The sequence below is a fragment of the Vibrio sp. YT-16 genome (genome assembly GCF_033337405.1).
In the GTDB taxonomy this organism is placed as follows: domain Bacteria; phylum Pseudomonadota; class Gammaproteobacteria; order Enterobacterales; family Vibrionaceae; genus Vibrio; species Vibrio alginolyticus.
Genome location: NZ_JAWOQQ010000003.1, coordinates 420,502 through 445,950 on the forward strand (window position 1 = coordinate 420,502; position 25,449 = coordinate 445,950).

At 44.9% G+C, this 25,449-nt stretch carries 18 protein-coding genes and 1 pseudogene; 15 read left to right on the plus strand and 4 right to left on the minus strand.

Annotation, left to right across the window (positions count from 1 at the left end; genetic code table 11):
• Window positions 1–128 precede the first annotated feature (128 nt).
• Genes R7F07_RS08000 through R7F07_RS08015 form a run of 4 tightly spaced genes read left to right on the plus strand, consistent with a single transcriptional unit; the run spans window position 129 to window position 4,240 of the window.
• The gene (locus R7F07_RS08000) at window positions 129–1,079 is read left to right on the plus strand and encodes a YbgA family protein (protein ID WP_017635475.1); all 951 of its coding nucleotides are present in this window, start codon (window positions 129–131) and stop codon (window positions 1,077–1,079) included.
• Window positions 1,069–1,869: a MerR family transcriptional regulator gene (locus tag R7F07_RS08005; protein ID WP_005375142.1), complete on the plus strand. Its 801-nt coding sequence runs from the start codon at window positions 1,069–1,071 to the stop codon at window positions 1,867–1,869. The genes R7F07_RS08000 and R7F07_RS08005 overlap by 11 nt, the downstream gene beginning before the upstream one ends.
• Window positions 1,870–1,891: 22 nt before the next feature.
• The gene (gene phrB / locus R7F07_RS08010) at window positions 1,892–3,307 is read left to right on the plus strand and encodes a deoxyribodipyrimidine photo-lyase (RefSeq protein ID WP_171342467.1); all 1,416 of its coding nucleotides are present in this window, start codon (window positions 1,892–1,894) and stop codon (window positions 3,305–3,307) included.
• 6 nt (window positions 3,308–3,313) lie between these two features.
• A complete protein-coding gene (locus tag R7F07_RS08015; RefSeq protein ID WP_005375144.1) occupies window positions 3,314–4,240 on the plus strand; it encodes a L,D-transpeptidase family protein in 927 nt (308 codons plus the stop codon).
• Window positions 4,241–4,266: 26 nt separating this feature from the next.
• Here the strand turns inward: R7F07_RS08015 and R7F07_RS08020 are convergent, their stop codons facing one another.
• Window positions 4,267–4,521 (minus strand): Lpp/OprI family alanine-zipper lipoprotein, encoded by a 255-nt coding sequence (locus tag R7F07_RS08020; RefSeq protein ID WP_005375145.1) that lies wholly within the window; start codon window positions 4,519–4,521, stop codon window positions 4,267–4,269.
• Window positions 4,522–5,071: 550 nt separating this feature from the next.
• On the opposite strand from R7F07_RS08020, the gene R7F07_RS08025 reads away from it, so the two are divergent.
• The 6 genes from R7F07_RS08025 to R7F07_RS08050 all read left to right on the plus strand — a co-directional run bounded on the left by R7F07_RS08025 (window position 5,072) and on the right by R7F07_RS08050 (window position 15,195).
• Complete coding sequence (locus tag R7F07_RS08025) at window positions 5,072–6,415, plus strand: DEAD/DEAH box helicase (RefSeq protein WP_167415878.1); 1,344 nt, start codon at window positions 5,072–5,074, stop codon at window positions 6,413–6,415.
• Window positions 6,416–6,739: 324 nt separating this feature from the next.
• Complete coding sequence (locus tag R7F07_RS08030) at window positions 6,740–8,737, plus strand: prolyl oligopeptidase family serine peptidase (RefSeq protein WP_171342468.1); 1,998 nt, start codon at window positions 6,740–6,742, stop codon at window positions 8,735–8,737.
• Window positions 8,738–10,879, plus strand: coding sequence for a TonB-dependent hemoglobin/transferrin/lactoferrin family receptor (locus R7F07_RS08035; protein ID WP_171342469.1), 2,142 nt, complete (start codon window positions 8,738–8,740; stop codon window positions 10,877–10,879).
• Window positions 10,880–10,888: 9 nt separating this feature from the next.
• Window positions 10,889–13,141, plus strand: coding sequence for a proprotein convertase P-domain-containing protein (locus R7F07_RS08040; RefSeq protein WP_171342470.1), 2,253 nt, complete (start codon window positions 10,889–10,891; stop codon window positions 13,139–13,141).
• 25 nt (window positions 13,142–13,166) lie between these two features.
• The gene (locus R7F07_RS08045) at window positions 13,167–14,618 is read left to right on the plus strand and encodes a DUF1566 domain-containing protein (RefSeq protein WP_005375150.1); all 1,452 of its coding nucleotides are present in this window, start codon (window positions 13,167–13,169) and stop codon (window positions 14,616–14,618) included.
• A gap of 1 nt (window position 14,619) precedes the next feature.
• A complete protein-coding gene (locus tag R7F07_RS08050) occupies window positions 14,620–15,195 on the plus strand; it encodes a DUF1566 domain-containing protein (RefSeq protein WP_017635423.1) in 576 nt (191 codons plus the stop codon).
• A 108-nt stretch (window positions 15,196–15,303) separates the two neighbouring features.
• Here R7F07_RS08050 and R7F07_RS08055 read toward each other — a convergent pair whose 3' ends face one another.
• The gene (locus tag R7F07_RS08055) at window positions 15,304–16,947 is read right to left on the minus strand and encodes a methyl-accepting chemotaxis protein (protein ID WP_005375152.1); all 1,644 of its coding nucleotides are present in this window, start codon (window positions 16,945–16,947) and stop codon (window positions 15,304–15,306) included.
• A 331-nt stretch (window positions 16,948–17,278) separates the two neighbouring features.
• Here R7F07_RS08055 and R7F07_RS08060 point away from each other — a divergent pair, with 331 nt between their 5' ends.
• The 5 genes from R7F07_RS08060 to R7F07_RS08080 all read left to right on the plus strand — a co-directional run bounded on the left by R7F07_RS08060 (window position 17,279) and on the right by R7F07_RS08080 (window position 23,283).
• Window positions 17,279–18,100, plus strand: a complete 822-nt coding sequence (locus tag R7F07_RS08060) for a phosphate ABC transporter substrate-binding protein (protein WP_005375153.1) — start codon at window positions 17,279–17,281, stop codon at window positions 18,098–18,100.
• Window positions 18,101–18,200: 100 nt separating this feature from the next.
• On the plus strand, window positions 18,201–19,133 hold the full coding sequence (gene pstC / locus R7F07_RS08065; RefSeq protein ID WP_005375154.1) for a phosphate ABC transporter permease subunit PstC: 933 nt from the start codon (window positions 18,201–18,203) through the stop codon (window positions 19,131–19,133).
• 22 nt (window positions 19,134–19,155) lie between these two features.
• The gene (gene pstA / locus R7F07_RS08070; RefSeq protein ID WP_005383923.1) at window positions 19,156–20,019 is read left to right on the plus strand and encodes a phosphate ABC transporter permease PstA; all 864 of its coding nucleotides are present in this window, start codon (window positions 19,156–19,158) and stop codon (window positions 20,017–20,019) included.
• A 60-nt stretch (window positions 20,020–20,079) separates the two neighbouring features.
• Window positions 20,080–20,829, plus strand: coding sequence for a phosphate ABC transporter ATP-binding protein PstB (gene pstB / locus R7F07_RS08075; RefSeq protein ID WP_005375156.1), 750 nt, complete (start codon window positions 20,080–20,082; stop codon window positions 20,827–20,829).
• Between the two features lie 327 nt (window positions 20,830–21,156).
• Window positions 21,157–23,283, plus strand: a complete 2,127-nt coding sequence (locus R7F07_RS08080; RefSeq protein WP_054574929.1) for a GGDEF domain-containing protein — start codon at window positions 21,157–21,159, stop codon at window positions 23,281–23,283.
• 125 nt (window positions 23,284–23,408) lie between these two features.
• On the opposite strand, the gene R7F07_RS08085 is transcribed toward R7F07_RS08080, so the two are convergent.
• Both R7F07_RS08085 and R7F07_RS08090 read right to left on the minus strand, forming a co-directional pair.
• Entirely contained in the window at window positions 23,409–25,055 is a 1,647-nt protein-coding gene (locus tag R7F07_RS08085) for a BatD family protein (RefSeq protein ID WP_171342471.1), read from the minus strand.
• Window positions 25,056–25,059: 4 nt separating this feature from the next.
• Window positions 25,060–25,449 (minus strand): annotated as a pseudogene (locus R7F07_RS08090) (hypothetical protein); the annotation flags it as partial.

Here is a 25,449-nt window from a genome sequence, read left to right on the forward strand (position 1 = left end):
CAGCTGGTTGATCGAAATACTTTCGAGTGAAGTAAAACGATTAAATTGTACAACTTATTTTCTTGTACAATCTGGAAAGGCTTGCTATAAGTTATACAACAAAACTTTTTGTATAGGGATGCGTCATCATGGAATCTTCGATCAAAGTAGGTATCAGTTCGTGTGTTTTGGGTGAACGAGTGCGTTTTGACTCTGGTCATAAGGTGAGCAACTTTGTGACTAAAGAGCTTAGCCCGTATTTTGACTTTATTTCGGTATGCCCTGAAGTCGGCGTAGGTATGCCAGTACCCCGTCCAACAATTCGTCTTGTTTCTAATGAAGAGCGTGTTGCATTGGTTGAAACCAAAAATCCAGAAAATGATCATACCGACAATATGCTCACTTACTCGGCCAATAAAGTAGATGAACTTCAAAGCGAGCAGCTTTGTGGTTACATCGTTTGTGCCAAGTCACCAACTTGTGGCATGGAGCGAGTCAAGGTTTACAGCAAGAACAGTGCTGCGAAAGAAGGTGTTGGCTTGTATACACAAACATTGATGCAAAAAATGCCTTGGTTGCCTGTTGAAGAGGATGGCAGACTTAACGACCCTGTATTGAAAGAAAATTTTATTACTCGAGTATTTTGTCTAAATGACTTTTACGACTCGATGGATGGTGAGCCTACTCGTGGCAAAATCATCGACTTTCATTCGCGCTACAAACTGACGTTAATGGCACACCACCCAGAGTCATACCGATCCCTTGGCCGCTTAGTTGCCGATGTCGCTAATTATGAAATTGAAGACTTTTACCAAGAGTATCGTTTAGGACTGATGAAGGCGTTAACGAATCGGGCTAGCCGCAAAAATAACACAAATGTGTTGATGCATTTACAAGGGTACTTCAAACGCTCACTAACTAAAGAAGAAAAAGAAGAGTTAGCGACAGTGATTCACGACTACCGTATTGGAATGCTGCCTCTGCTAGCACCACTTACGTTGATTAAGCATTACTTAAATACTTACCCAGACGAGTATTTAGCAAAACAGAAGTTTTTAGAACCGTATCCGCAGGAGATGAGATTACGCTATGGTTTGTAGTTCAGAAGAAAAACTATACGCGATCCGAGATGTCGCAGAAATCACGGGTGTAAAACCAGTTACGCTGAGAGCTTGGCAACGAAGATACAACTTGATCCAGCCTCAGCGAACTGAAAAAGGACACAGACTCTATCGCCAGCAAGATCTCGATACGATTCGCGAAGTCCAGAGTTGGCTCGCGAAGGGGATTTCGATTGGTAAAGTTAAGGGGTTGCTAGGAAAAAGCGCCGATGTCGAAGTCAAAAACGAGGTTCGCACACTCGAAGAAGTTGAAAACATGCTGCTTGCGCTGTCTACCCTGAATCGAGGAAAAGCAGAGAGTTTACTTGCCTCTGTTCTTAAAGAGTACCCACTAAAACTCGTTATTGATCAGTTTATTAGCCCAGTATTTGATGCGCTAGATATGGTAAAAGGATCGTTGCGATCCTTGCAGGTGGGGTTATTTCAGACTTGTTTAATCACTCGACTTGCCCTTGTTATCGATTCTGAAAACAAAGCCGCTTCCAAAGGAAAGTGTCTGCTCATTAGCTTTGAACAAAACAGAGAATCTGAGAGTTGGATTCAAGCAGCGAAGCTTTGTGAACAAGGGTATCACACGACTTTGATCGATAAGGTTGATGATGTTTCTGGTCTACTAGATCACGAGGTCATTGAAAATGGTTCGTTTATCTACCTTTTCTCCAATAAAGCACTAGCTGCTAAACAAGTAGCGTCCATCAAAATGCTTCACGCACAGCTAGGTGATCGGATGGGGTGCTCTGAAGTGATAGAGAAATTACACCTAACTTAGTAGACAAAAGATAGGAGCTACCATGATTTTAGTATGGTTTCGACGTGACTTACGTACGTTAGACCACACGGCACTCAAAGCGGCATTGGATTCAGGTCATCCTGTCGTCGCTTGCTTTATCGCGACGCCAGAGCAGTGGCGGGAGCATCACATGGCGCCGATGCAGGCAGACCTCATTGCTCGTCGCTTAGCTTGTCTTAACGAGGAGCTTGAAAGCCTTAATATTCCCTTTTTGTACAAAGAGGTGCCGTCGTTTTCCGATTGTACAGATGTGATTAGTGGGTGGGCGGAAACACTTGAAGCCACGTCTGTCATGGCAAACATTCACTATGAGGTGAACGAACGAGAGCTCGATACACAAGTAAGTGAAGCGTTAGCTTCTCACGATATCGAATTTGAACTGTTTCATGACAAATGTGTGCACGCGCCAACGACGGTTCTTAATAAGCAAGGCGAATATTTTAAGGTGTTTACGCCATTCAAGCGTGCTTGGTTAACGCAGTTCCATATGCCGACGGTAGTAAAACCTCACGAGCAAGCGCCACTCAATAAAAAGGTACTCGAACAATTAGAGTCGGCTCGATTTAATTCAAGCTTCACATTTAGCTATCCTCGAGAATCCAGTGAAGACTGGCTGGCTTCGACTAATGATATTTTGAAGCAGCTTAGGGAATTTGCACGGGAGCGCAGTGACGCGTATCAAAGCGAGCGAGACTTTCCAGCTATTGATGGCACTAGCCAACTGTCTCCATACCTTGCGATTGGCGCGCTATCACCAAGGCAGTGTATTGCTCGTTTGTATGCTGAAAATCAACAAAATGACCTTACAGAAGGGAAAGCAACTTGGTTAAGTGAGATCATTTGGCGTGAGTTTTATCAGCACCTATTGGTTTTCGAACCAAAACTCGTCAAAGGCAAAGGATTTATCGATTGGGAGGATAAAATCCAGTGGTCCTATGATGAGAAAGCCTTTGAGCGATGGAAGACAGGAACAACAGGATACCCAGTCGTTGATGCAGCAATGCGTCAGCTCAATCAAACAGGTTGGATGCACAATCGATTACGTATGATTGTCGCGAGCTTTCTTACCAAGGACTTACATATTGATTGGCGATGGGGAGAAGCGTACTTCATGAGTAAGCTGGTGGACGGCGATTTTGCAGCGAACAATGGTGGCTGGCAATGGTCTGCTTCTACGGGTTGTGACGGGCAGCCATACTTTCGTATTTTCAACCCGATAAGCCAAGGCGAAAAGTTCGATGCTAATGGTGAATTTGTGCGCCACTGGGTACCAGAAATCAAAAGTGTACCGAACAAATACATCCATAAACCTTGGACTTGGGAGGGCTTTTCTTTACTGGAATATCACAAGCCGATGGTTGATCACAAGACAGAAAGAGAGATAACCTTACAGCTCTTTAAAAGTGCCAAGGAATAGAGTGAAATGCTTAGCAAAAAGCGATCAATGAGTTTCGCAAAACGTACCCTGCTATCTGTGTCGTTATCTTTAGTGAGTGGTCTATCATTCGCTAAGATGTACGAATTACCAGAGGATGGAAGCCGTTTAATTGGTCGCCTTGAAAACCACGTCGTGCAAGAAGGCGAAACCATGGCAAATATCGCTAAGCTCTACGATGTGGGTATGCTAGGTTTAATGGCCGCAAACAAAGGCGTGGATCCCTTCTTACCAGAAGAGGGGCATGTTCTTACTATTCCGACACAGCTAATCCTCCCAGACGTACCTTATAAAGGTATCGTTATTAATCTAGCCGAGCTGCGCTTATATTACTTTCCGAAAGGAGAGAATATTGTCCATGTATTTCCTGTCGGAATTGGCCGAATAGGGCGCGATACCCCAGTAATGACAACGCGTATCAGCCAAAAACGACCGAACCCTACATGGACTCCTCCAGCCTCTATTCGTGCCGAGTACAAAGCAAAGGGCATTGACCTACCAGCCGTTGTTCCTGCGGGGCCTGATAATCCACTTGGTATGTTTGCATTGCGTTTAGCTTACGGGAATGGCGAATACCTAATTCATGGTACCAACAAGGACTTTGGGATTGGTATGCGAGTCAGCGCGGGTTGTATTCGTATGGACCCAAGTGACATTGAGTGGTTATTTGACAAGGTTCGTAACGGCGAAGACGTTAACATCATTAACCAGCCTATCAAAATGACACTTGAGCCTGACAGAAGTGTGTTCTTAGAAGCACATGAGCCTTTGACTCGTAGTAATGGCGAGAAAGATGAACTGAAAGTGCCGAAAGAGTTAAAGTGGTGGTTGGATGAATTCGGTATGAAAAACGTGAAGGCTAAAGCAGCAATCGCTGCACAGAATGGGGTTCCTATCGAAATAACCGCGCCTTAACGGGCGTTAAGACGCGGTATCAAATCTTACTTAGTGTAAGACTGAGCGATGTTATCGATACGCTCGTTAGCACGCTCAGCTTCTTCTTGAGCAGCCATTGCTGCTGCGCCTGATTTTTGAACGTCAGATTGAAGAGCTTGTACGTCTTGGCTTAGTTGGCTAACTTGGTTGCTTAGTTCGTCTAATTTTGCTGCATTTGCTGTAGCTGCGTCATCAGAAGAAGCACAACCGGCTAGTAGAAGTACTGAAGTTGCTGCAGCTGCGATCAACGTTTTGTTCATATAAGAACTCCTTGCTTATAGTGAAAGTCTCGCCACTAACTATTATTTTATACAGTAGCGAGGTTAAATGTGGTTACATTTTATCAGTACATGATGTAGCAAAAGTCAAAAAAACCCAAGAATTTCATGGAGTACCTGACGTCAACTTTTACCTGAACTTAACAAAGTTTAACTACCTATCCTTTATTTCGTTCTCACAACAGTTTTCATAGCAGGTGTATTTGCCACGTTCCTGATATCAATAATTTAGACGATATTGACACAAATGAAAGTTTATTGGCCCAAATAACTGCTATTTAAGTCGTTTTGTTGATGGATAGAAGGCATATTTGAACGGCTTTTCTCTAAACTTCCTGTCCAGCTGCTCATCAAAAAGGCTAGTCTTTACTCTGAACTGAGCCACAAATGATGTTTTACCGTTACCACAGGGAATTAGTTTGTGTGATCTCTATCTATACTCCTATGATTTGCGGTATTATACCGAGCTTTATTTTTTTGCTGCGTTAGAGCGGAAACGACACTACAGAGCGCTCAGACGCTGACTGATTTATTGGAGAATACTTTGCAATTTAAAGATCTAGGCCTAGACAACCGATTGTTGAAGAACCTAAAACACTACGATTTTAAAAAAGCGACTGACATTCAGCAGCAGGCGATTCCTGTTGCGATTGCAGGCAAGGATCTATTGGCATCTTCGAAAACGGGTTCGGGCAAGACTTTGGCGTTTGTATTGCCAATGCTTCATAAGTCTTTAAAGACAAAATCGTTTTCTGCGAAAGACCCTCGCGCGGTTATCCTTGCTCCTACTCGTGAGTTAGCGAAACAAGTATATGGTGAGCTTCGTTCTATGCTAGCTGGCCTATCTTATGAAGCAGCACTGGTTTTGGGTGGTGAGAACTTTAACGATCAGGTAAAAGCTCTGCGTCGTTACCCGAAATTTATCGTGGCGACACCAGGACGTTTGGCTGATCACTTAGATCATCGTTCGCTTTATCTGGATGGTTTGGAAACACTGATTCTTGACGAAGCAGACCGTATGTTGGATTTGGGCTTTGCACCAGAGCTTCGTCGCATTCATAAAGCAGCCAAGCATCGTCGTCGTCAAACGTTGATGTTCTCTGCGACATTAGATCATGCAGACGTCAATGAAATCGCGGCTGAAATGCTCAATGCGCCAAAGCGTATTGCTATCGGCGTTTCTAACGAAGAACATAAAGATATTACGCAAAAATTTTACTTGTGTGATCATCTGGATCATAAAGAGGCAATTTTAGATCGTGTTCTTTCTGAGGCTGAATATCGTCAAGTTATTATCTTTACGGCAACGCGTGATGATACTGAGCGACTAACAGAAAAGCTAAACGAAAAGAAACTGAAGGCTGTAGCACTGAGTGGTAACTTGAACCAGACTCAACGTAACACCATTATGAGTCAGTTTGAGCGCGCAGTATTTAAGATCCTTGTAACGACTGATGTTGCTTCCCGCGGTTTGGATATTGCAACTGTGACACACGTCATCAACTTCGATATGCCAAAGCATACCGAAGAATACGTACACCGAGTTGGTCGTACTGGTCGTGCTGGAAACAAAGGGGATGCAATCTCTCTTGTTGGTCCAAAAGACTGGGATAGCTTTAAACGTGTAGAAGCATACCTACAACAAGATCTTGAGTTTTCAGTGTTCGAAGATTTGAAAGGTAAGTTTAAAGGCCTTAAGCCACCTAAACCAGATTTCCGCAATAAGAAAGCGACAGCAAAGAAAGCTCGCCCTCAAGCGAAAAAATCGGCGAAAAAACCAGCTAAGCGTGACAAGAGCTTCTACAAAAACGTATCTGTGGGTGATGATGTCTTCATCCCTAAGAAAAAACCAGCGGCACCGAGCTCTGAAGAGTAAAAGCTGCTGTAGTTTCCCATTGATTTTAGTTCTTAAAAATCCGAGTGTTCGCACTCGGATTTTTTATGTCTGTCGCTAGGTGAAATAGCGTCTTTCCATACTCACTCGTTTGTCAGCTTTTATATTTGTCTGGTTGTATATAAACAGCATAGAACGCTAATTTAGGAAGTTATTAAGTTTTATTACCTCGGTCAAAGCAAACGTTTTTCCTCACACACTAGATAAAAATCTCACATGATTATGAAAATGATAATTGATCTCATTTTTATTTAAGGGCAGAATACGCGCCATTGTATTAATCCTATAAATGAATTCGCTCTCTATATGAAATTTACTCATGTTTTTTTAGGGCTCATAATTACCTCTAGTTCTGGCTTTGCTGCTGATGATTTCAACTGGCTTCGAGATGATGCTCGTAAAGATGAGCGAGTTCTTACCTACCTAACAGAACAAAACCACAAAACTGAACAGCACCAAAAAAGTTATCAGACGTTGACAAAAAACCTACTCACGCAGTGGGGTACCATGGTGGCAGACAAAGGTGATAAGCCATGGTCGATCATGAGTGGAAGAGAGTGGACGCTAACGCGTCGCGATGGTCGTTACTTACTGTTATCCCGTGCGAGTCAACATGCGCCAGAAAACGTGGTGTTCGATTTCGATAAACGACAATCTGCGCATCAGTACTACCAACTTGGTCAATGGCAAGTGAATGGTGACACATTACTTTTCACGGAAGATATCGACGGCAGCGAACAATATCGCGCCGTGGTTGTTGATTTACTCTCCGGTCAATCTACGGAACTGGTGACGCACGTCGATAGTGGCGTATTGTTGTCACCTAACGGGAAAGTGGCATTCCTCGTTGCAAAGGAAAAGCGCACTCAGCGACCTCATCAGATCTTACGTATCTCCACTGAATCTTTGGCAAAAACAGTCCTATGGAATGAACCCAAGTCAGATTGGTTACTTTCTTTCTATCGTGCGGCAGATAGCCGTTATGCTGTGCTGCAAAGCAACAACGAGTCAACAACAGAGCAGAAGCTTGTCGACCTAGAAACGGGCACTGTCTCAGATTCATTGCGAAAGCCTGAAGTGGGTGTGGAATATTACGCGGATGTGGCGAAAGGTTACATTTATCTGAAAAGCAACCTTGAAGGAAAGTTCGCCCTTTACCAAGTCGAACTCGCACCGCTTGGCGCAACATGGCAACGCTTCACCAATCCTCGTGAGCCGCTTGAACAGTTCTACCTTTATGATGCAGGAGTTGTGGCACTTAGCAAGCCAAACAATGTGTCGACTTTGACGGTGTATTCTTACCAAGGTCAGGAAAAAGTGATACTGCCATTGGAACACGATGGTCATGTCGCTTGGCTAAGCACGTTGGGCGATTTTGAATCAAACAAGATTCGTATCCGAAGCATGTCGATGACTACGCCTCCTCAGTGGGAAGAGTTCGATGTAAAAACGCTGAATAAATCCTTGTACTCTCAAGATGCTTACCAAGACTTTGATAGTCAGCGTTATGTATCCCAACGTATTTTTATTAAGCACGACGGCGTTTCTGTCCCGGTCTCTTTGGCGTATCGCAAAGACAAATTGCACCCACAATCTCCTGTGATGATTTACGGTTACGGCGCGTATGGTTTTACGATGAAACCGTACTTTATGCCTCAGGTTATCAGTTTACTCGACCAAGGTGTGATTTACGCTATCGCCCATGTCCGTGGCGGTGGGTACTTTGGCGATGAATGGCACGAGCAAGGCCGTGGTGTGCGAAAAGCCAGTTCTATTGGTGATTTTGTCGCGGCCGCGAAGGCGCTGCAAACATTCGAACGTGGCAATAGAGAGGTTTTCGCCATCGGTTCTAGTGCTGGTGGCACGTTGGTGGCCGGAGCGGTTAATCAAGATCCTAAATTGTTTTCAGGTGTCGTACTTAAAGTGCCTTTTGTTGATGTGGTTGCAAGTATGTCGGATACCTCACTTCCGCTTACCACACAGCAGTATGGCGAATGGGGTAACCCAACCAAACCTGAACAATTGGCGTTAATGAAGGCGTACGATCCGATTCTCAATATCCATAAAGACGCTTACCCACCCATGTTGGTTCAAGTCGGTTTAATCGATCAGCGCGTGCCATATTGGGAAGGCGCAAAGTATCTCGCTAAAGTTTCAGCGTTAAGTGAGCGCAACGGGCCGTACTTGTTGCAAACTGATTTTAATTCGGGCCACCAAATGGACCCACGACAAGCGCAAGAACAACAAGCAAAAGAATACGCATTTCTACTATCACTCATTAAAACATCTAAAGCGGAGCAGTAAATGAAGCTTACCCCAGTGTCAGCGGCAGTACTTTCGGTACTTGCTGCCAGTCAAGTGCACGCCGAATCTAAGGTTTTCTCAATGGAAGAGGTGGTGGTAACCGCCAATAAAATCGATCAGCCATTGTCTAAAGTGGCAGGTAGTGTCGCGGTTATCACAAACGAGCAAATCGAAGAAAGAGGCGAGACCGAGCTATATGACGTGCTGCGTAACGAACCTGGTGTAAGCGTGACGGGCGGTGCAGGACGTCCGCAAAACATTACCATCCGTGGTATGACGGGTAACCGCATTATGATCGTTCGTGATGGCATTCGTTCTGCGGATGGCTTCGGTGCGAATGACATTAATGATGCCGTTGGGCGAGATACTTTTGATTTATCCAATTTTGAATCGCTGCAAATCATTAAAGGGGCAAGTTCTTCGGTGCATGGCTCTGGCGCGATCGGCGGTGTGGTGATTTTAGAATCCAGTCAGCCGGGTGATTTCTTAAAAGACAAAGACTTCTACACCGATGTTTCCGGTACTTACACCGATATCAGCAACAAGTACAAAGGCACGAGTAATCTAGCTTTCCGTTCCGGTGATACAGAGAGTTTGTTTAACGTTTCATACTGGCAAGGACAAGAGACACGTAACTTTGATGAAGATTTGTATAACCGCGACCTCGATGGTTACAGCGGTGCTTATACGATCAACCACTTTTTCAATGAAGAGGTGATGTTGAAAGCCAAAGCGGAACTCTACACCCAGAACCAAGAGCGTTTGGAGGGTTCACCGTCCATTCAACCTGATGGAATTTGGCATATTGAAGACTTTGCTGAGGATGAGACCACAGAAGAGTACAGCGCTTATATTGGTGCAGAGGTGACTCCGATTAATCCAACTTGGTTCGAAGAGTTGGATACCAAAGTTTACTGGCGTCACACCGAAGTGGTGGAAGACACCAACCGTTTAATGCGCCAAGTGGATCATAATGGTTTGATCACCAAGCGTCGCGAGCTGGAACACAAAACCTTCATTGACGAAACAATTGGCTTCCGTGGCGATTTCACCAATACGATTTATGCAGCAAATGCTGAGCACCAATTGGCTTACGGTGTTGAGCTTTCTACAGACTATTACGAACGCACAGATAGCGACTCCAAGATTGATTGGAACGGAGTAACACCTTCGACCAAACAACCTTTCGCTCCTGCTCGTGCTTATAACATTGGCTTGTATGTCCGAGACATGGTGGAACTGGATAAATGGACCATCACAGGTGGCCTACGCTTTGATGCGCACCGTCTCACGCCAGACGGTGCGGGTGAAGTGGGCGGCTTCCCATTAAAAGACATGGATAGCTCAGAGGTATCTCCAAGTCTGTCGGTTTCTCGTGAAGTATTTGCCAACAACATTGCTTATGTATCTTATAACCATGGTTACCGTGCTCCGGAATACGATAAAGCGTATGGCTTCGTAAGCCACGACTTTGTGCCGCTCACGCCGTTTGTCATTGCACCAAACATGGATCTAGAAGCTGAAACTTCCGACTCATTTGAAATCGGTAACAAGTTCGATAACGGTCGTGCGTATGTCTATGCGTCTTTGTTCTACAACAAGTTTGAAAACTTCATCGACGTTGTGACCACGGGCTTTGACTCAAGCAATGGTAATTACATTAAACAATACCAAAACCTCGATGGTGTCGAGACGTATGGTGCAGAGCTTTCTGCAGGTTACGCGATCACTAAGCGATGGAACATCAGCACCAAGTTTGGCTACGTAGATGGCAAAGACGCGGAAGGTGAATACGTTCGAAGCATTACGCCATTCGAAGGTAACGCTCAACTGAAATACGTCAACCAAGACTTCAATGCTTACGTGGCTTGGAACTGGGCCGCGGCCATGGATCGCGTTCCTAAATGCCAGACCACGCTTGGTCTAGCGACAGATTGCGCGCAGACAAGTGCGTGGAATACGTTTGATATTGGCGCAACTTACCACGTTTCCAAAGACCTTCGTGTTAGCGCAAACATCATCAATCTGTTCGACAAAGAATACATCCGATACCAAGACGTAGCGGGTATCGCTGAGGAAAGTAAGCGTTACTCAACTGAGCCTGGGCGCTACTTCACGCTAAATGCAAAATACGAATTCTAGGACGAAATCATGAAGCTAAAACCATTGGCGTTTTCGCTGCTTATTGCTTGTACCCCTGCGGCACAGGCTGCAGAGTGGGATTATCCCGCAACGGACTCTGTGGTAACGAATGAAGCGCAAGCGAAAACTTATCTAGACAGCCACTACTCGGAAGCGGGCGAGTTTAAGTTCCGTTACAAAACCCAGTCTCAGCTTGGTGAGCATTATAATTTTGATGTTTGGGTAAACGGTGAATATCAAGCACAGCGCACCCTCGTAGTAACAACCGATAAAAATCATCACGTTGTGCGAGTGTTTAAGAGCCTTGAAGATACGATCATTCGTAACGGCAAACCAACGGTTGCAATGGAATTGGAATCACCTCGCCAACTGCAAGCACAAGAGCCACCTGCTTTGAGCTCTGGAAGTCTGGTTGATGTTGAGGTTTCTTTGTTCAACCCAGATCTTCGCACCATGCAACAGCAAGCGGCACCAGAATCGACGTGGTCAGCACTATCCGATTACCCTCAGCCGATCGAGTACGTCACCAAGTCGATTGAGGTTTTACAGTCCGGCGGTAAGTTCTATTTGTCTAACCCAAGATTGAAGCAAGTGGATGCGACGGGCTTATTTGCAGCCCCAACACCTGGTGAAGCGCCTGTACTTGATACGTTGGATTTTCTCAGCGCAGAAGGAGTTCAAGCGTTTGACAGTGTTGATGAGATGCAAAGCACCGAGTTTGGTGACAATGCGTTCCCACAGTTGATGGCTTTTTATCATCTTGATAGCTCGATCCAATATCTGACAAGCCTGACTTACGACTTGTTTGACGAACCGCTTCGTTTTGACGCTCGCGGTTTATCAAAAGATAACTCTACTTACTATTACGGTCCGAAAGCACTCATGCTAGGTGTCGGTGGTGTTTCTCCGGATGCAGTCGATGCTGATGTCGTGATACACGAGCTTGGGCATGGCATTCATTACCAAATCGTACCGGATTGGGCGTACGGTCACACTGGTGCTATCGCAGAGGGTTTTGCTGATTACTGGGCGGGCAGCGCGAGCTACCGAACTCAATATTTGGATGCTTCGCGTCGTGGTCAAGAATTCGAGTTAGATACGGTGTTCAACTGGGACGGTGTGTTCGGAACACGCAAAACAACTCGTAGCTTATGGAACCAAAGAGCTCGTTACTTCGAGGGTTCAGAGTATCCAGCGCACGTTAGTGTGGGCGGTGAACTAGGCGACGAGTTATGGTCAACGCCACTGTTCCAAGCACTTAAAGCATCGGTTGAACGATACGGTGATGATACCGATAGGGTGTTCCGCGAGTTTGACACCATTGTTCTTGAAGGCATGTACGGCATTGGTCGTGGCGTGAAAATGCATGATCTGGCGGAGTCGACCGTGTTTGCCGCAAACACCTTGTTCCCAAATAAAGACTACGCCCAATTCCTGACGGATAGCTTCAACAAACACAACTTACTTAAAGCGCCTCTTCGTGTTCGCTATGACGCTCGATACATCGCACAAGGTCAAGACGTTGGTTTGAGCCTGAGCCAAACTGGCCGTGAAGCGAGCATCAAAGGGCAATGGCAGCTAAACAACGCATCTGTTTTCGACTTTGATGAAACGCTTTCTGACTCGACCTCAATGAAGGTGGCGTTACCAAGCGGTCTAACATGTGGCACGCAATTCGATTCCTCTATTTCATTGGATTATCAATTTTCTGAAGGCCTAAAGACTCACCAGTGGAGTGAAAAGGTGATGCTGGTTAATGGTACGCCAGAGCTCGATATCCAGCCTCAACCAGTGAACTCCGCTTTGCCGGAACAGGGCGACAGACTGTTCTCTCAGACGCTATCGGACAAGTCACGCACGATTGATGATTCGTTTGCGGTTTACCTGAACATCGAACATGACTCACTGCAAGATCTGCAAGTGACGCTAGTGTCTCCACAAGGCAAATCGGTCGTGCTACTTAGCCATCAATCAAGCAATACCAAAGGATTTAAAGGTTACTTCACCGCTCAGTATGACGAGGAGTTACAAGCACTTGTCGGTCAACCGAGTTGGGGTACTTGGCGTCTCGAAGTGTCTGACCGCGTGTCAGGGAACTCTGGGGTGTTGAAAGAGTGGGGTGTGAGTCACTTTGCTCAGTATCAGTGTAGTGCTGATACCACTAAAGAAAGCAGTGGCGGTGGTTCAGGTGGCAGTGGTTCGCCTTGGACCTTGTTAGGACTTTTCCTGCTTTCAATGGTGAGAGTGATTCGCTCTCGTTAATTAAAATCAAAAGAAGATAAAATCTATGAAGTTTCAATATTCTTTCGTTGCTATGTCACTAGCCCTTGCTGGCTGTGGCGGAGGTTCTGGTGGTGACACGTCGGCACCGACCTATGATGTAGCTGGCACCATCGTTTCTGCAGGTACACTTCTTGATACGCCAGTATGTATCGATTTAAACCAAAACTACGTTTGTGATTCCACTGAACCGAGTGCTAAAACGGATAATGCCGGTAAATTTAGCCTGACTTCAAGCGACAAAAACGTACTAACCAGCACCATTCTTGCTCAAGTTGATCAAGGTTCAAACCAAACGTTGCGTCTTGCGGCTCCGGGTCAAAATTTAGCAACGGGTAACACGGTCAATGGTGTAACAACGTTGCTCGCGGGTCTTGTAATTGACGGTAAAACCGTTGCTCAAGCTGAAGAGATTGTGAAAGCGCAACTCGCCGATGCCGGCGTTTCTCTTTCTGGTACGGTGATGTCTAACGCAGAAGCTAGCGAGCTAGACAAGCTAGAGCAAAACACGGTTGTGCTATTAGCTGCGATGCAACCAAAGCAAATGACCCAAGGCGTAGCGCTGCTTGCTCAAAATCTTAGCTTTCAAGGTAAATCGTTGGCCTCTGATCTTCTGTCTGAAGCGGAAGTAAGTGCATTTGCTGAAGAAATTGTAGCGGTTGCTGAACAAACGGTTGGTAGTAACGATACGGGCGCCGTTCTTTATTTTGCTGAAGGAGCAGCAGACGTTGCTGAGGTTCAAGCGTCTTACCCTGGTCAAGATGCAGAATACGGCTTCGACAAAGAGGACAAGCAAACGTCGACAGGCGCTGGCTTTAAGTTCGTTAAGCTAGATTCACAAGGTGCAGCTTTAGCTGCAGATGCGACTGAGTGGGCTTGTACTATGGACGAGCGTACTGGTCTTGTTTGGGAAAACAAAAGTGCGGATGCGAGCTCAGTTCAATTTAAAGATCGCCTATTTGCGTTTGAGTCTGAAACATTTAAGCCATTTAGCAAAGATGTAGAGCTTGCAGGTTGTAAAGACGCTGGTGATGAAGTTTGTACCACTAGCCAATATGTTCAGTACATAAACAAACAATCGTTATGTGGAATCACTGGTTGGCGCTTGCCTACTTACCGTGAGACTTATGACTTACTAGACTTTGGTGAACAAACACTGTTTGCTCCGAACGATGAATATGCAAAATACAACGTCTATGGTTTTAATGTTAAATACTTTCCACAGCAAACCATAGGTAGCCCTTATTTAGGATATGGTGCGTTTTGGCATAGCGACTTTAAGTTTACGAATGCATCATCACAACTTATTGATGGCGAGATTTATTTCCCTGCGATTGTCTCCCGGGGCAAAGATAGAGGCACTATTTCATACGTCGAGATTCGATCAAGCAACACAAGTGCGGGTGCCGATGATTCTTACCAATTCCCAATCCGTCTAGTCGCAGTTAAGGGGCAATAAGATGAAGAAATTAATAACTGTACTATCTCTTACTTTGGCTTCTCAAACTGCAATAGCTGCACAAGAGTGTTCTACTGACTTTGCTAAAACGGCACCTAACACGCGTTATACATATTCTGAGAGCGGTACCGTAACTGACCTGAAAACAGGTCTAACATGGATGCGCTGTCCAGTTGGTATGACATGGAATGTAGGAAACCAAGAATGCCAGGGGACGCGATCTACAATGTCATGGCAACTCGCTCTCTCCACAGCCAAACAAATTCGTAATAAGGATGGCAACCATCCTCTTCACAATTTTGCTGACAAAAAAAATTGGCGACTAGCAAATATCAAAGAGCTGGTATCTCTAACTGAGCGAGCTTGCCACAGCCCAGCCATAAATAGTACAGGGTTTGCTAGCGGCTATAGTCTGACAGATGGAGATGATGTTCTAGGGCGTTATGTCTGGAGCAACACACCTAATGGCGACGGTAAGCATGTTGCAACTTTTGATACGACTAATGGTGAGGTTTTCAATAGAGATCCGTTAAACTCAAGTTTCAAAAGCTCTCTCTTGTTAGTGACAGATGAATAATAATTATTACGTTAATAAGGGTTGATAGCTTTGCCTTTATGATAGGCTCCGCCAGTGCGGAGCTTTTTCTTTTCTAACCTTTGGAACTTATCGTGTTGAGCAGAGTATTTAAACTTGGAACTGCTTAAGTTGATGTTTTTGATTTTCTGCTAAACCAGACAACTCTTGCGCTGCCGCGGCGGATTGAGTGATACCAGTGACGTTCTGGCTCACTAGTTCATAGATGTTCGTTAAGTTGTTGTTGATATCAGCCGTAACCTGTTTCTGCTCTTCTGATGCGGTCGCAACTTGAGTGTTGATTGAGTTCAGATCGGCGATAGCATTACTGATATTAGCAAGTGATTGGCTAACTTCTTGTGTAAGAGCTTGGTTGTCTGACAACATGGCTAAGCTGGAATGCATACTTTCATTTGCGTGACCAGATTGTTGCTGTAGCTCTTCTATAATGGTTTGGATCTCTTTGGTGGACTCCTGAGTTCGCGCTGCCAGCATACGTACTTCATCGGCCACTACCGCAAAGCCTCTGCCACTTTCGCCCGCTCGTGCAGCTTCAATCGCTGCATTCAGTGCAAGTAGATTCGTTTGCTCAGAAATACCTTCAATCACTTCGATCACGCGACCAATGTGTTCTGATTGATCTTTTAGCGAAGTTACGACGGCAGCGGCTTCGTTAAGTTGTTCCGCCATCTTTTCACTTGCGCGAGTGCTTTCCCCAAACATGCTTATACTTTGTGAGGTTAACGTACGTGCTTGATTTGATGCACTATCGGCTTCTTGTGCATTGGTCGATACTTCAGCTGCGGTCGACTCTAGCTGATTGATCGCCGAGGCTACTTGCTCAACTTCTTGCTTTTCTTGATCCGAGTTGACGCTGCTTTGAGTCATAACAGTTGCTAACTCGGTTGATGCTGATGCCACATCTTCACTAATGCGAACCAATGCGCTTACAGTTTCACGCAGTTTTTCTATGGTTTGGTTTACATCTCGAGCCAGCTGAGACACTTCGTTTTTCCCGATGGCTTCGGCCTTAACTAGTAGGTTTCCCTTCGCGACTTCCTGCATCGTTACTTGAAGGTTACGAATCGGCGCAACGATGTAGCTGGCGAGTACCCAACTAATAAGTGAAGCGGCACTCAAGATCACCGCAAGCGAGACGGCGCTGTAAGTTAGCGTGGTTGAATGTTGTTCGCCATTCGTTTCGACTTCATCGGTGACGATTTGATTCAATTGTTTAGATAGTTTGTCGATGGCGTTGATCATCGCTTCGCCAGCTAATCGATACTCAGCCATTGCAGATTCGTACTTTTGATTGAAATCAGAGGTGGTGTAATCAGAAGAGTGTTTAGTGGTGAGCAGAGGTGTCATGGTAACGCGAGTGAAATCAACATAGTGATTCATGGCCTTACGCATAGCATTGACTTCATTTTGAACGCCAGGGAGATTGTCGATGGAGTTAAGAAAATCGCGGTTTTTGTTTTGTCGCTCAGAAAGCTCTTGGTTGAGAGACTGAACATCTTCGGCTCTAAATAGACTATAAATGGCTTTGATGCGCATGGCGTAAGTGTTGTCTACGATGCCGCTAAGTTCCTCTTTGTGAATGATTAGCTTATGGGTGGAAGCCGAAACCTTATTGAATGCTTGATCGAGTTTACCGATTCCGACACTCAGTCCAATGATGAGTAATATAACTGTGAATAGAACAGGCAGAAAAACCTGAAGTTTAATAGAAAGCGTACTAAGAAATTGACGCATGAGATTGACCCTCTATCGGTTTGATTATTATCTTTTTTATAAATAAGCATTTCGATTTTAATTGTTATATTTGCCAAATCAATGAGTTACTCATATCTAATTGTTATGAAATGTACCAAAATCGATGGGGTTATCATCTTGAACATGAGGCAACGTTATAAAAACGTTACGTTCAAATTGAGAGAGGGATAAGTCGCGGAATTAATAGTTAGAAATGACAACGTGTCATAGAGGGTTCAACTAAGTGAAACACAACTGTCATATTCAAATTCTAAAGTGAGCACCGTTCAAGTGAAACACAACGGCAATAAAGCCACTTAAGGAAATTGTGATGAAAAAGACAGTAATCGGTGCAATCGCACTTCTAGGCGCAATGGCAGTGACTCCTGTTTCTGCTAAAGAAACTATCTCTGCAGTGGGTTCTAGCAGCGTAACTCCACTGATGGAAGTTTTCTCTGAAACGTACATGAAGAAGAACCCTAACGTATTTATCGAAGTTCAAGGTCCTGGTTCTTCAGCTGGTGTAAAAGCAGCGAAAAATGGTTCAGCAGACCTTGGTATGTCTTCTCGTAATCTAAAAGACTCTGAAAAAGAATCAACACTAATCGAAGAAGTGGTTGCTCGTGATGGTATCGCAGTGGTTGTTAACCCACAAAACAAACTGCCAGGTCTAACAGCCGAGCAAGTGACTGCAATCTACAAAGGCGAAGTATCAAACTGGAAAGAAGTCGGTGGTGCAGACAAGCCAATCGTAGCCATTACTCGTGACACAGCTTCTGGTACTCGTGGCGCATTTGAAGACATCATGTCTCTAAAAATGAAGATTTCTGGTAAGAAGGTATCAGCTATCTCTCAACGTGCTCAAGTTGCAAACGGTAACGGCGCACTGAAAACAATGGTTGCATCTAACCCATACGCAATCGGCTACATTTCTCTTGGTACTGTAGACAACACTGTTAATGCGCTAGCAATCGACGGCGTTGATGCAACGGTAGCTAACGTTAAAAACGGTTCTTACAAAGTAGCGCGTCCATTCCTTGTTCTTTACAAAGAAGGCAAGCCATCAACAGAAACGCAAAAATTCCTAGACTGGATGCTAACTGACGAAGCGCAAGCGCTAGTTGACCAAAAAGGTTACATCTCAGTTAACTAATCCCATCGGGACTCTAAAGTTTGCTCAGCCCAACGTTTCGGGCTGAGCCTTTTCTATCCATTGTGTTCAACGGCATTGCCCAGAACCGTGAGATTTTTAAATGACCATCGCAACAAATAGTGAAAAGCTTATGAATACTGACGCTAGAGCTATCAGCAAGTCAGGCCTACGCGAGAAGCGTCGTGTAGACTGGAAAGAGCGCATCTTCCACGGCTTGTTCCTAACGAGTGCCGTAATCGGCATTGTTTCATTGGCCGTTATTGCATACTTCATCGTTCGAGAGAGTATTCCGGCATTCCAAGAAGCAGGCGTATCGGGCATTGTCTTAGGACAAAACTGGTTACCACCTGCGCTTTACGGTGTCGCCACCATGATTGTGGCATCTATCGTATCGACGGCTGGTGCTGTCATTGTTGGGGTTCCAATTGGTGTTCTGACCGCCATTTTTATCGCTGAAATCGCACCAAAGCGATTAGCAGACATTATCCGTCCAGCGGTTGAGCTGCTAGCCGGTATTCCTTCAGTGGTCTACGGTTTCTTCGGTCTGGTTATTATCGTTCCATTGATTCAGAAAGTATTTGATGTACCTGCAGGTAACACTATCTTGGCCGGTATTATTGTTCTTGGTGTGATGATTCTACCAACAGTAATTACGGTTTCTGAAACGTCTATTCGCGCTGTCCCTCGTACTTATAAAGAAGGTTCTTTGGCACTGGGCGCATCGAAAATCTACACCATCTTTAAGTTGCTCGTTCCAGCGGCTCGCTCAGGCATCATGACAGGTGTGATACTGGGTATCGGTCGTGCGTTGGGTGAGACCATGGCGATTATCATGGTTATGGGTAACGCGCCGGCAATGCCAGAAGGCATCCTTGATTCGGCTCGTACACTAACTGCAAACATCGCTATTGAAATGTCTTACGCAAGTGGTGTTCACGCGAACGCACTTTACGCTACAGGTGTAGTACTTCTGGTCTTCATCATGTCGTTGAACGCTGTACTACTGTACCTAAACCGAGAAAAAGCGAAGTAATCGCTCGTTAAAGGTGACTATTATGGATCGCGCAAAACTAAAAAAAGCACGCCAGTTCAAAGATAATGTCTTTAACGCATTTGTCTGGATCTCGGCAGCACTAACGGTAGGTTTCTTGTTCTGGATTATCTGGTACATCCTATCAAACGGTCTACAACACGTAGATTGGAACTTCATTACTGATAACTATACGCGCACAGGTGAAGAGCACGGTATCTTCCCAATGATTGTGGCGACCATTTACATGGTTATCGCTTCTATCGCAGTGGCAGCGCCACTCGGTATCATGACGGCAATCTACTTGACCGAATACGCGAAAGTGGGCAGTCGTTTGGTGAAAATCATCCGATTCTGTACCGAGTCATTGGCGGGTATCCCGTCGATCATTTTCGGCCTGTTTGGTATGACTTTCTTCGTGGCGATTCTTGGCCTTGGCTTCTCGATTCTGTCGGGTGCATTGACGCTAAGTATCCTAATCCTGCCAGTTATCATCCGTACAACGGAAGAAGCGCTGATGGCAGTACCACAAACGTACCGTGAAGGCTCTTATGGCCTCGGTGCTTCTAAGATTTACACTATCTGGCGTTTGATTCTTCCGAGCGCAATGCCAGGTATCTTAACCTCGGTCATTCTAAGTATTGGTCGTGTCATTGGTGAGTCTGCTCCAGTATTCCTGACAGCAGGTATGGTTGCACGTATTCCGGATTCTTTATTGGATTCAGGTCGTACGCTAACCGTTCACCTATACAAACTGACTACCGAACTGTTTACCGTTGAAGAATGGAATCAGGCTTACGGTACGGCAACAGTGCTTATCGTAGTTGTTCTCTTGATCAACATGGTAACGAAACTGATTGCTAGACGTTTTAACACCGCAACTTACTAACAACACTAATTAAGAACGCACGTTAAAAGACACGAATTCAAGAATTAAGAGATTAAGACAATGAACAAATTTGATATTGAAAACCTAGACCTATTCTACGGTGACAACCAAGCACTGAAATCGATCAACTTACCAATTCCAGTTCGCCAAGTAACTGCACTTATCGGCCCGTCAGGTTGCGGAAAATCAACGCTTCTACGCTGTTTGAACCGAATGAATGATCTAATCGAAGGCGTGAAAATTACAGGTAAATTGGCGATGGACGGCGAAGATATTTACGGCAACATTGATGTTGCTGACCTTCGCATCAAAGTCGGCATGGTATTCCAAAAGCCAAACCCATTCCCGATGAGCATTTACGAGAACGTGGCTTACGGCTTACGTGCTCAAGGTATCAAAGACAAAAAGACAATTGATGAAGTGGTAGAGCGTTCGCTGCGCGGTGCTGCACTTTGGGATGAGGTGAAAGATCGCCTTAAATCACACGCATTCGGTCTTTCTGGTGGTCAGCAGCAACGTTTATGTATTGCACGTACAATCGCGATGGAGCCGGATGTGATTCTGATGGATGAGCCAACGTCGGCACTTGACCCAATTGCGACACACAAAATCGAAGAACTGATGGAAGAGCTAAAGAAGAACTACACCATCGTTATCGTGACTCACTCAATGCAACAGGCGCGTCGTATCTCTGACCGCACTGCGTTTTTCCTAATGGGTGAACTGGTTGAGCACAACGATACGCAAGTGATCTTTAGCAACCCTCAAGACGACCGTACTCAAGGCTACGTAAATGGTGATTTCGGTTAATCCACCGTATTTACAAGCATAACTAAATAACTATAAGCGATGGTAACTTTGCCCCTCTTGATGAGGGGCCTTTTTCTTTTTAAGTCGTAGGCTTAAAACATCTACCAACACAAAAATCTTGTAAATAAGTACAACTTTCCTCCCCAGTTTATAAAGCATGTAACTTATGTGAAACATGGCTTTAAAAGTGCTGAAGAGCTCTCGAATGTAACACTAAGTCTGATAATTTTGCGAATGACTTAACAGCTCAAATTTGAACGTATTGATTGCATATCATGGCCTAAGTAGTTTTTTATCGAGGATAAAAAAGTAGATTAGGTTGGTAGGGTGAGTTTAAGAAGTTTTACAAGAAAAGTGTCTTCAACGAGGGACCATCGGTTGCTAGCGGAGGCAATCTTTGATCATTTAGAGAGTCTGTTCTCCCCTCAAGCCCTCGCTATTTTTGAAGATCCTTCAATTAACCCTCGTCATTCGATGAGCTTCTCTCGCGGAGAGCTTTACCCAACCCAAAACTATCCTGAGACATTCTGGGAGTGGGCAAGTCAGTTTGATACCTCTGAAAGCATCATACCTCTGGCGATCAACACTTGTAACTGGAATCACACCCGAGATTTAGGCGGTGATAGTTACATCATGATGCTCGACAACACGCCTATCAAACGTACCTACCTACTGATTCAATCTGTACATGCTCGCACAGCACATAATATCTATGAAGAAAGTTACGACGCAATGCAGCTCGCAGCGGCGCGTTGGCAATGTATTCGTGCTGAAAAAAATGCCTCGAAAGAGATCAGGCACAGAGATATTCGTGAAGCGCAATATGTTGATGAGATTAGCCAACGCGAGCGCTTTATCGAAAATATGAAGTTAGTTCAGCAAGTTGCACTCGAAATCTCTAATCCTGATTCTTTAAAGGACTTGTACTACAAAGCCGTCGAAGCGTTACGTGAACGACTTGGGTTTGATCGCTCTACACTGATGCTTCTCGATATGAAAAAGCGCAGCTTCAGTGGTACATACGGCACGGATGAGTCAGGAATTACGATTGATGAATTTCACACACAATACGATTTACATCAACTTAGCGAGGAGTATATCACCGCGTTATCTAGCCTTGAGAGCAACTTAGTGATTGTAGAAGACGCGCCAATATACACAGCAGGCAAGGTCATCGGGCAGGGCTGGAATGCGATGTTGATTTTACGCGATGGCAATGAACCGTTTGGGTGGTTCGCGCTAGATAACTTTATTCATCGTAAGCCGATAACGGCATATCAAAAACAGATGTTGGACTCGTTTGGTTCACTCTTCTCTCAAATTTACATTCGTAAGCGCCAAGAACAAAACGTACGCATGTTGCATTCAAGCATGGTTGAGTTATCACGTTGCACTACTGTCAGTGGAGTATGCAAATCGGCCGTCACTTTCGCCATTAAAAATCTTGGTATTGATCGAATGGCGGTGTTTTTAACTGATGAAAATTGCTCTTACATGCAAGGAACGTGGGGTACCGATATTCAAGGTAACGTGGTGGATGAATCTTACTTCTTTGGCGAAACCCAAGATTTCTCTCTTATAAATTTGGCTCGCTCAATGCCAAACGAAGTCGCATTTGAAGAATCAGTGCCTATTTATCATGACTGTAATATTGTTGGCTTTGGTTGGGCTGCGATGACGGTATTGACTTCAAATAGCAGTGGTCCTATCGCCTTTATCGCTGTTGATAATTTGCTGACACGTGCGCCGTTAACTTCTCAGTTACGTGAAGTGATTCGTATGTTCGCGTCCAGCTTAGCTGAAGTATTGCAACGTACTCAAGCTCAAGAGGCGATTCGCGAATTAAACGAAAACTTAGAGCTGGAGGTTCAGAACCGAACAAAAGAGTTGGAGGAAGCCAATCGACAGCTTGAGGTACTTTCTAAGCTCGATCCTTTGACGCGTCTTGGTAATCGCCGCATGTTAGAACATGTGATGCAAAAATATTGTGCCCTAGAGTGTGAAGACGACATGTCGTTTGGCCTGATCCTGATTGATATTGACCATTTTGGCTTATTCAATAATCACTATGGTCATCTCGAAGGCGATATCGCATTGATGCGAATTGGCTATATCTTGGATCATCATACCAAAGGTGAAGATGAAGTTTTTTGCCGTATCGGAGGTGAGGAGTTTGCATTGCTCATGATTGGTTCTGAGCAAGAGGAGGTCCGACTGAGAGCAGAGTGCATTCGTCAGTGCATCGAGGGCGAGGGGATAAAGCATCGACATAACCCAGAAGGGGAGTTACTTACCGTTTCAGTCGGTTACTCCTGTTATAAAGCGAAAGGCAAAGACTTTAATTTCGACCATTTATATCAGTTGTCGGATAAGGCACTCTATCAAGCGAAGAATCATGGGCGAAATTGTGTAAGGCGATACGAATACGAGCCCCAAGTTTTGTTGAGTAAGTGATGTTCATAAGAGCAACTTGATAGGGAAGAAGCGGCGGTTGGTGCTCTAGATAAAACCGCTAAAGCAAAATTTGGCCGGATAAGAGAATTGGCAGCTCATGAGAGCTGCCATTGTTATCTAGTTATTTATAGCTTTTCGAGTTGGTGGTCGGTTTTCGTTACGTTTGCTTTGCCAAGGTTTTGAATTTTCGCTAACAGCGAATCAGGGCTCCAAGGTTGTTGGTTAGCACTAAAACGCGCTTGATTCATGGCATTAAGCTCTTGCTTAATTGCTTGTACGTCACCAGGGTTTAACCTGTCTTGATGAGTGGTTAAATACTCATTTACAGAGCGTTCAATTTTCGCAGCATCGCCCTCTTCGATGACTTTTTTTAGCGCGTCGATGCAAAGTGGTTGTTCAGTATTTGAAACCGTTCCACTCGCTGTTATTGACCGCTTTTTCCATGCCCAAATTGCGATTCCCAATGTCATTATCCAAAGCCCTAAGAAAACAAAGGTTAACGTTCGCCAGAGACTGTTTACACCGCCGCTTGATTCAGGACTAGGGGCTGGCACTAAAGGCGCTGAAAGAGGCGATTCCGGCAACGTGATTAGCCCAGTGTCATTTTTCTCTACGTCTAATGTTAGCTCTGGTAACGTTGTTTTCTTCGCTTCATCATTTTGACTGTCCCACCAGTTCACGTCGTATCCTGGTAAGGTATATTTCCCGGCCTCTGTAGGAATAATGACTTGCTTCACCGTCATGGTAACGGTGCCATCTCTTCCGCTATCGAACTTAGGTTGTTCGGGATACACGCGCAGTGAACTCGGGTAACTAATATTGACTCGTGGCAGATATTCGGCTTGTGTACCGCGAGCCTTAACTTGAATGGTTCGAGTGAGTGAAGAACCTTGCTTTACTGTGTTGATCGCGTTAATCGACAGTAGGTTACCTTGATCGTCTTGCCAGCTCTGTGTCATTTCTAACGCTGAAGCAGGAAGCCATTCACCTTTAAATTCGCTCGGAATCGGTTTGACCGTGATTGGCATGCGTTCCGCTTTGGTGTTGATAGGCATTATTTTGGTTGAGCCCGTCAAGCTGTCGCCATAAATATAAGAACCGGTCAGTTTAGGACCTATCAAGGTATAAGTGCCTGGTTGATTGGCCGTTAGGCGAAACGACTGCTCTATGACCGCTACTTCTAACCCATTTAAGATCTTCTGTCTTTGCTGTAAGCCACCCAGTGCCTCAAGCTTCATGCCTTCAATTTGCGGAGGTACTATTTGTGGGTTATCTAGGCGTCGAGTGTCCGCTTTGATTAGAAGCTGTATACGTAATGTTGCAGATTGCTGAGGGTAGAGCGTACTGTTGTCGACCGTAATATTGAAGCTAAATAGATCATCAAGATTGGGGTCTGTTTGGCTCGCGTTGACATGTAGTTTGATCGGCTCCGTTTTCATACCATCAGCGGAAAAACTTGGAATAGTCAGAACACCTTCTTTCATTGGTGCAATTGAGATACTCCACTCGGTACGCACTGATTTTCTTCCGTTAATGTTATTGCTAGAGCGGCCATAACGAGGTTGACCCAAGAAGAAGTCTTTCTCTAGAACATTGAAGTCGATTGAGTCTGAGCTGAGCTCAGTATCTGAAATGATTCTGAGGTTAATCACTTCATTCTTGGCTACTTGTGTTTTATTCACACTAGCTTGAAGTGTCTGTGCCATCACCGAGAAACTGGATATTAGGCTGGCCACAAAAATAAAGACCAGTTTTACGCCTTTGTTCATCACAGGCTTACCACTCCTTTTGAGATTGTTGTGGAGGTTGTTTTTGTTGCGCTTGAAGTTGCATTTGCGCACGGATCAAAAAGCTTGGGTCGCGAGCACTTTCTACTGCTTCTAGTCGACGGAACTCAGGATCATCCTGATGCATTTTTTCGGGATGCGCTTTAGCCTGTATTGGTTCACCTTGATCCTTCACTTGCTTGTCATCTCGTTGCGGTTGATGTTGTTCCGTTTTTTGTTTTTCTTTTTTATTTTCAGAATCTTGCTGATTTTGTGACTGTTGTCCTTGCGCTTCTTTCCCTTCGTTTTGAGACTTTTGTTGCTGTTGCTGTTGCTGTTGCTGTTGCTGTTGCTGTTGCTGTTGCTGTTGCTGTTGCTGTTGCTGTTGCTGTTGCTGTTG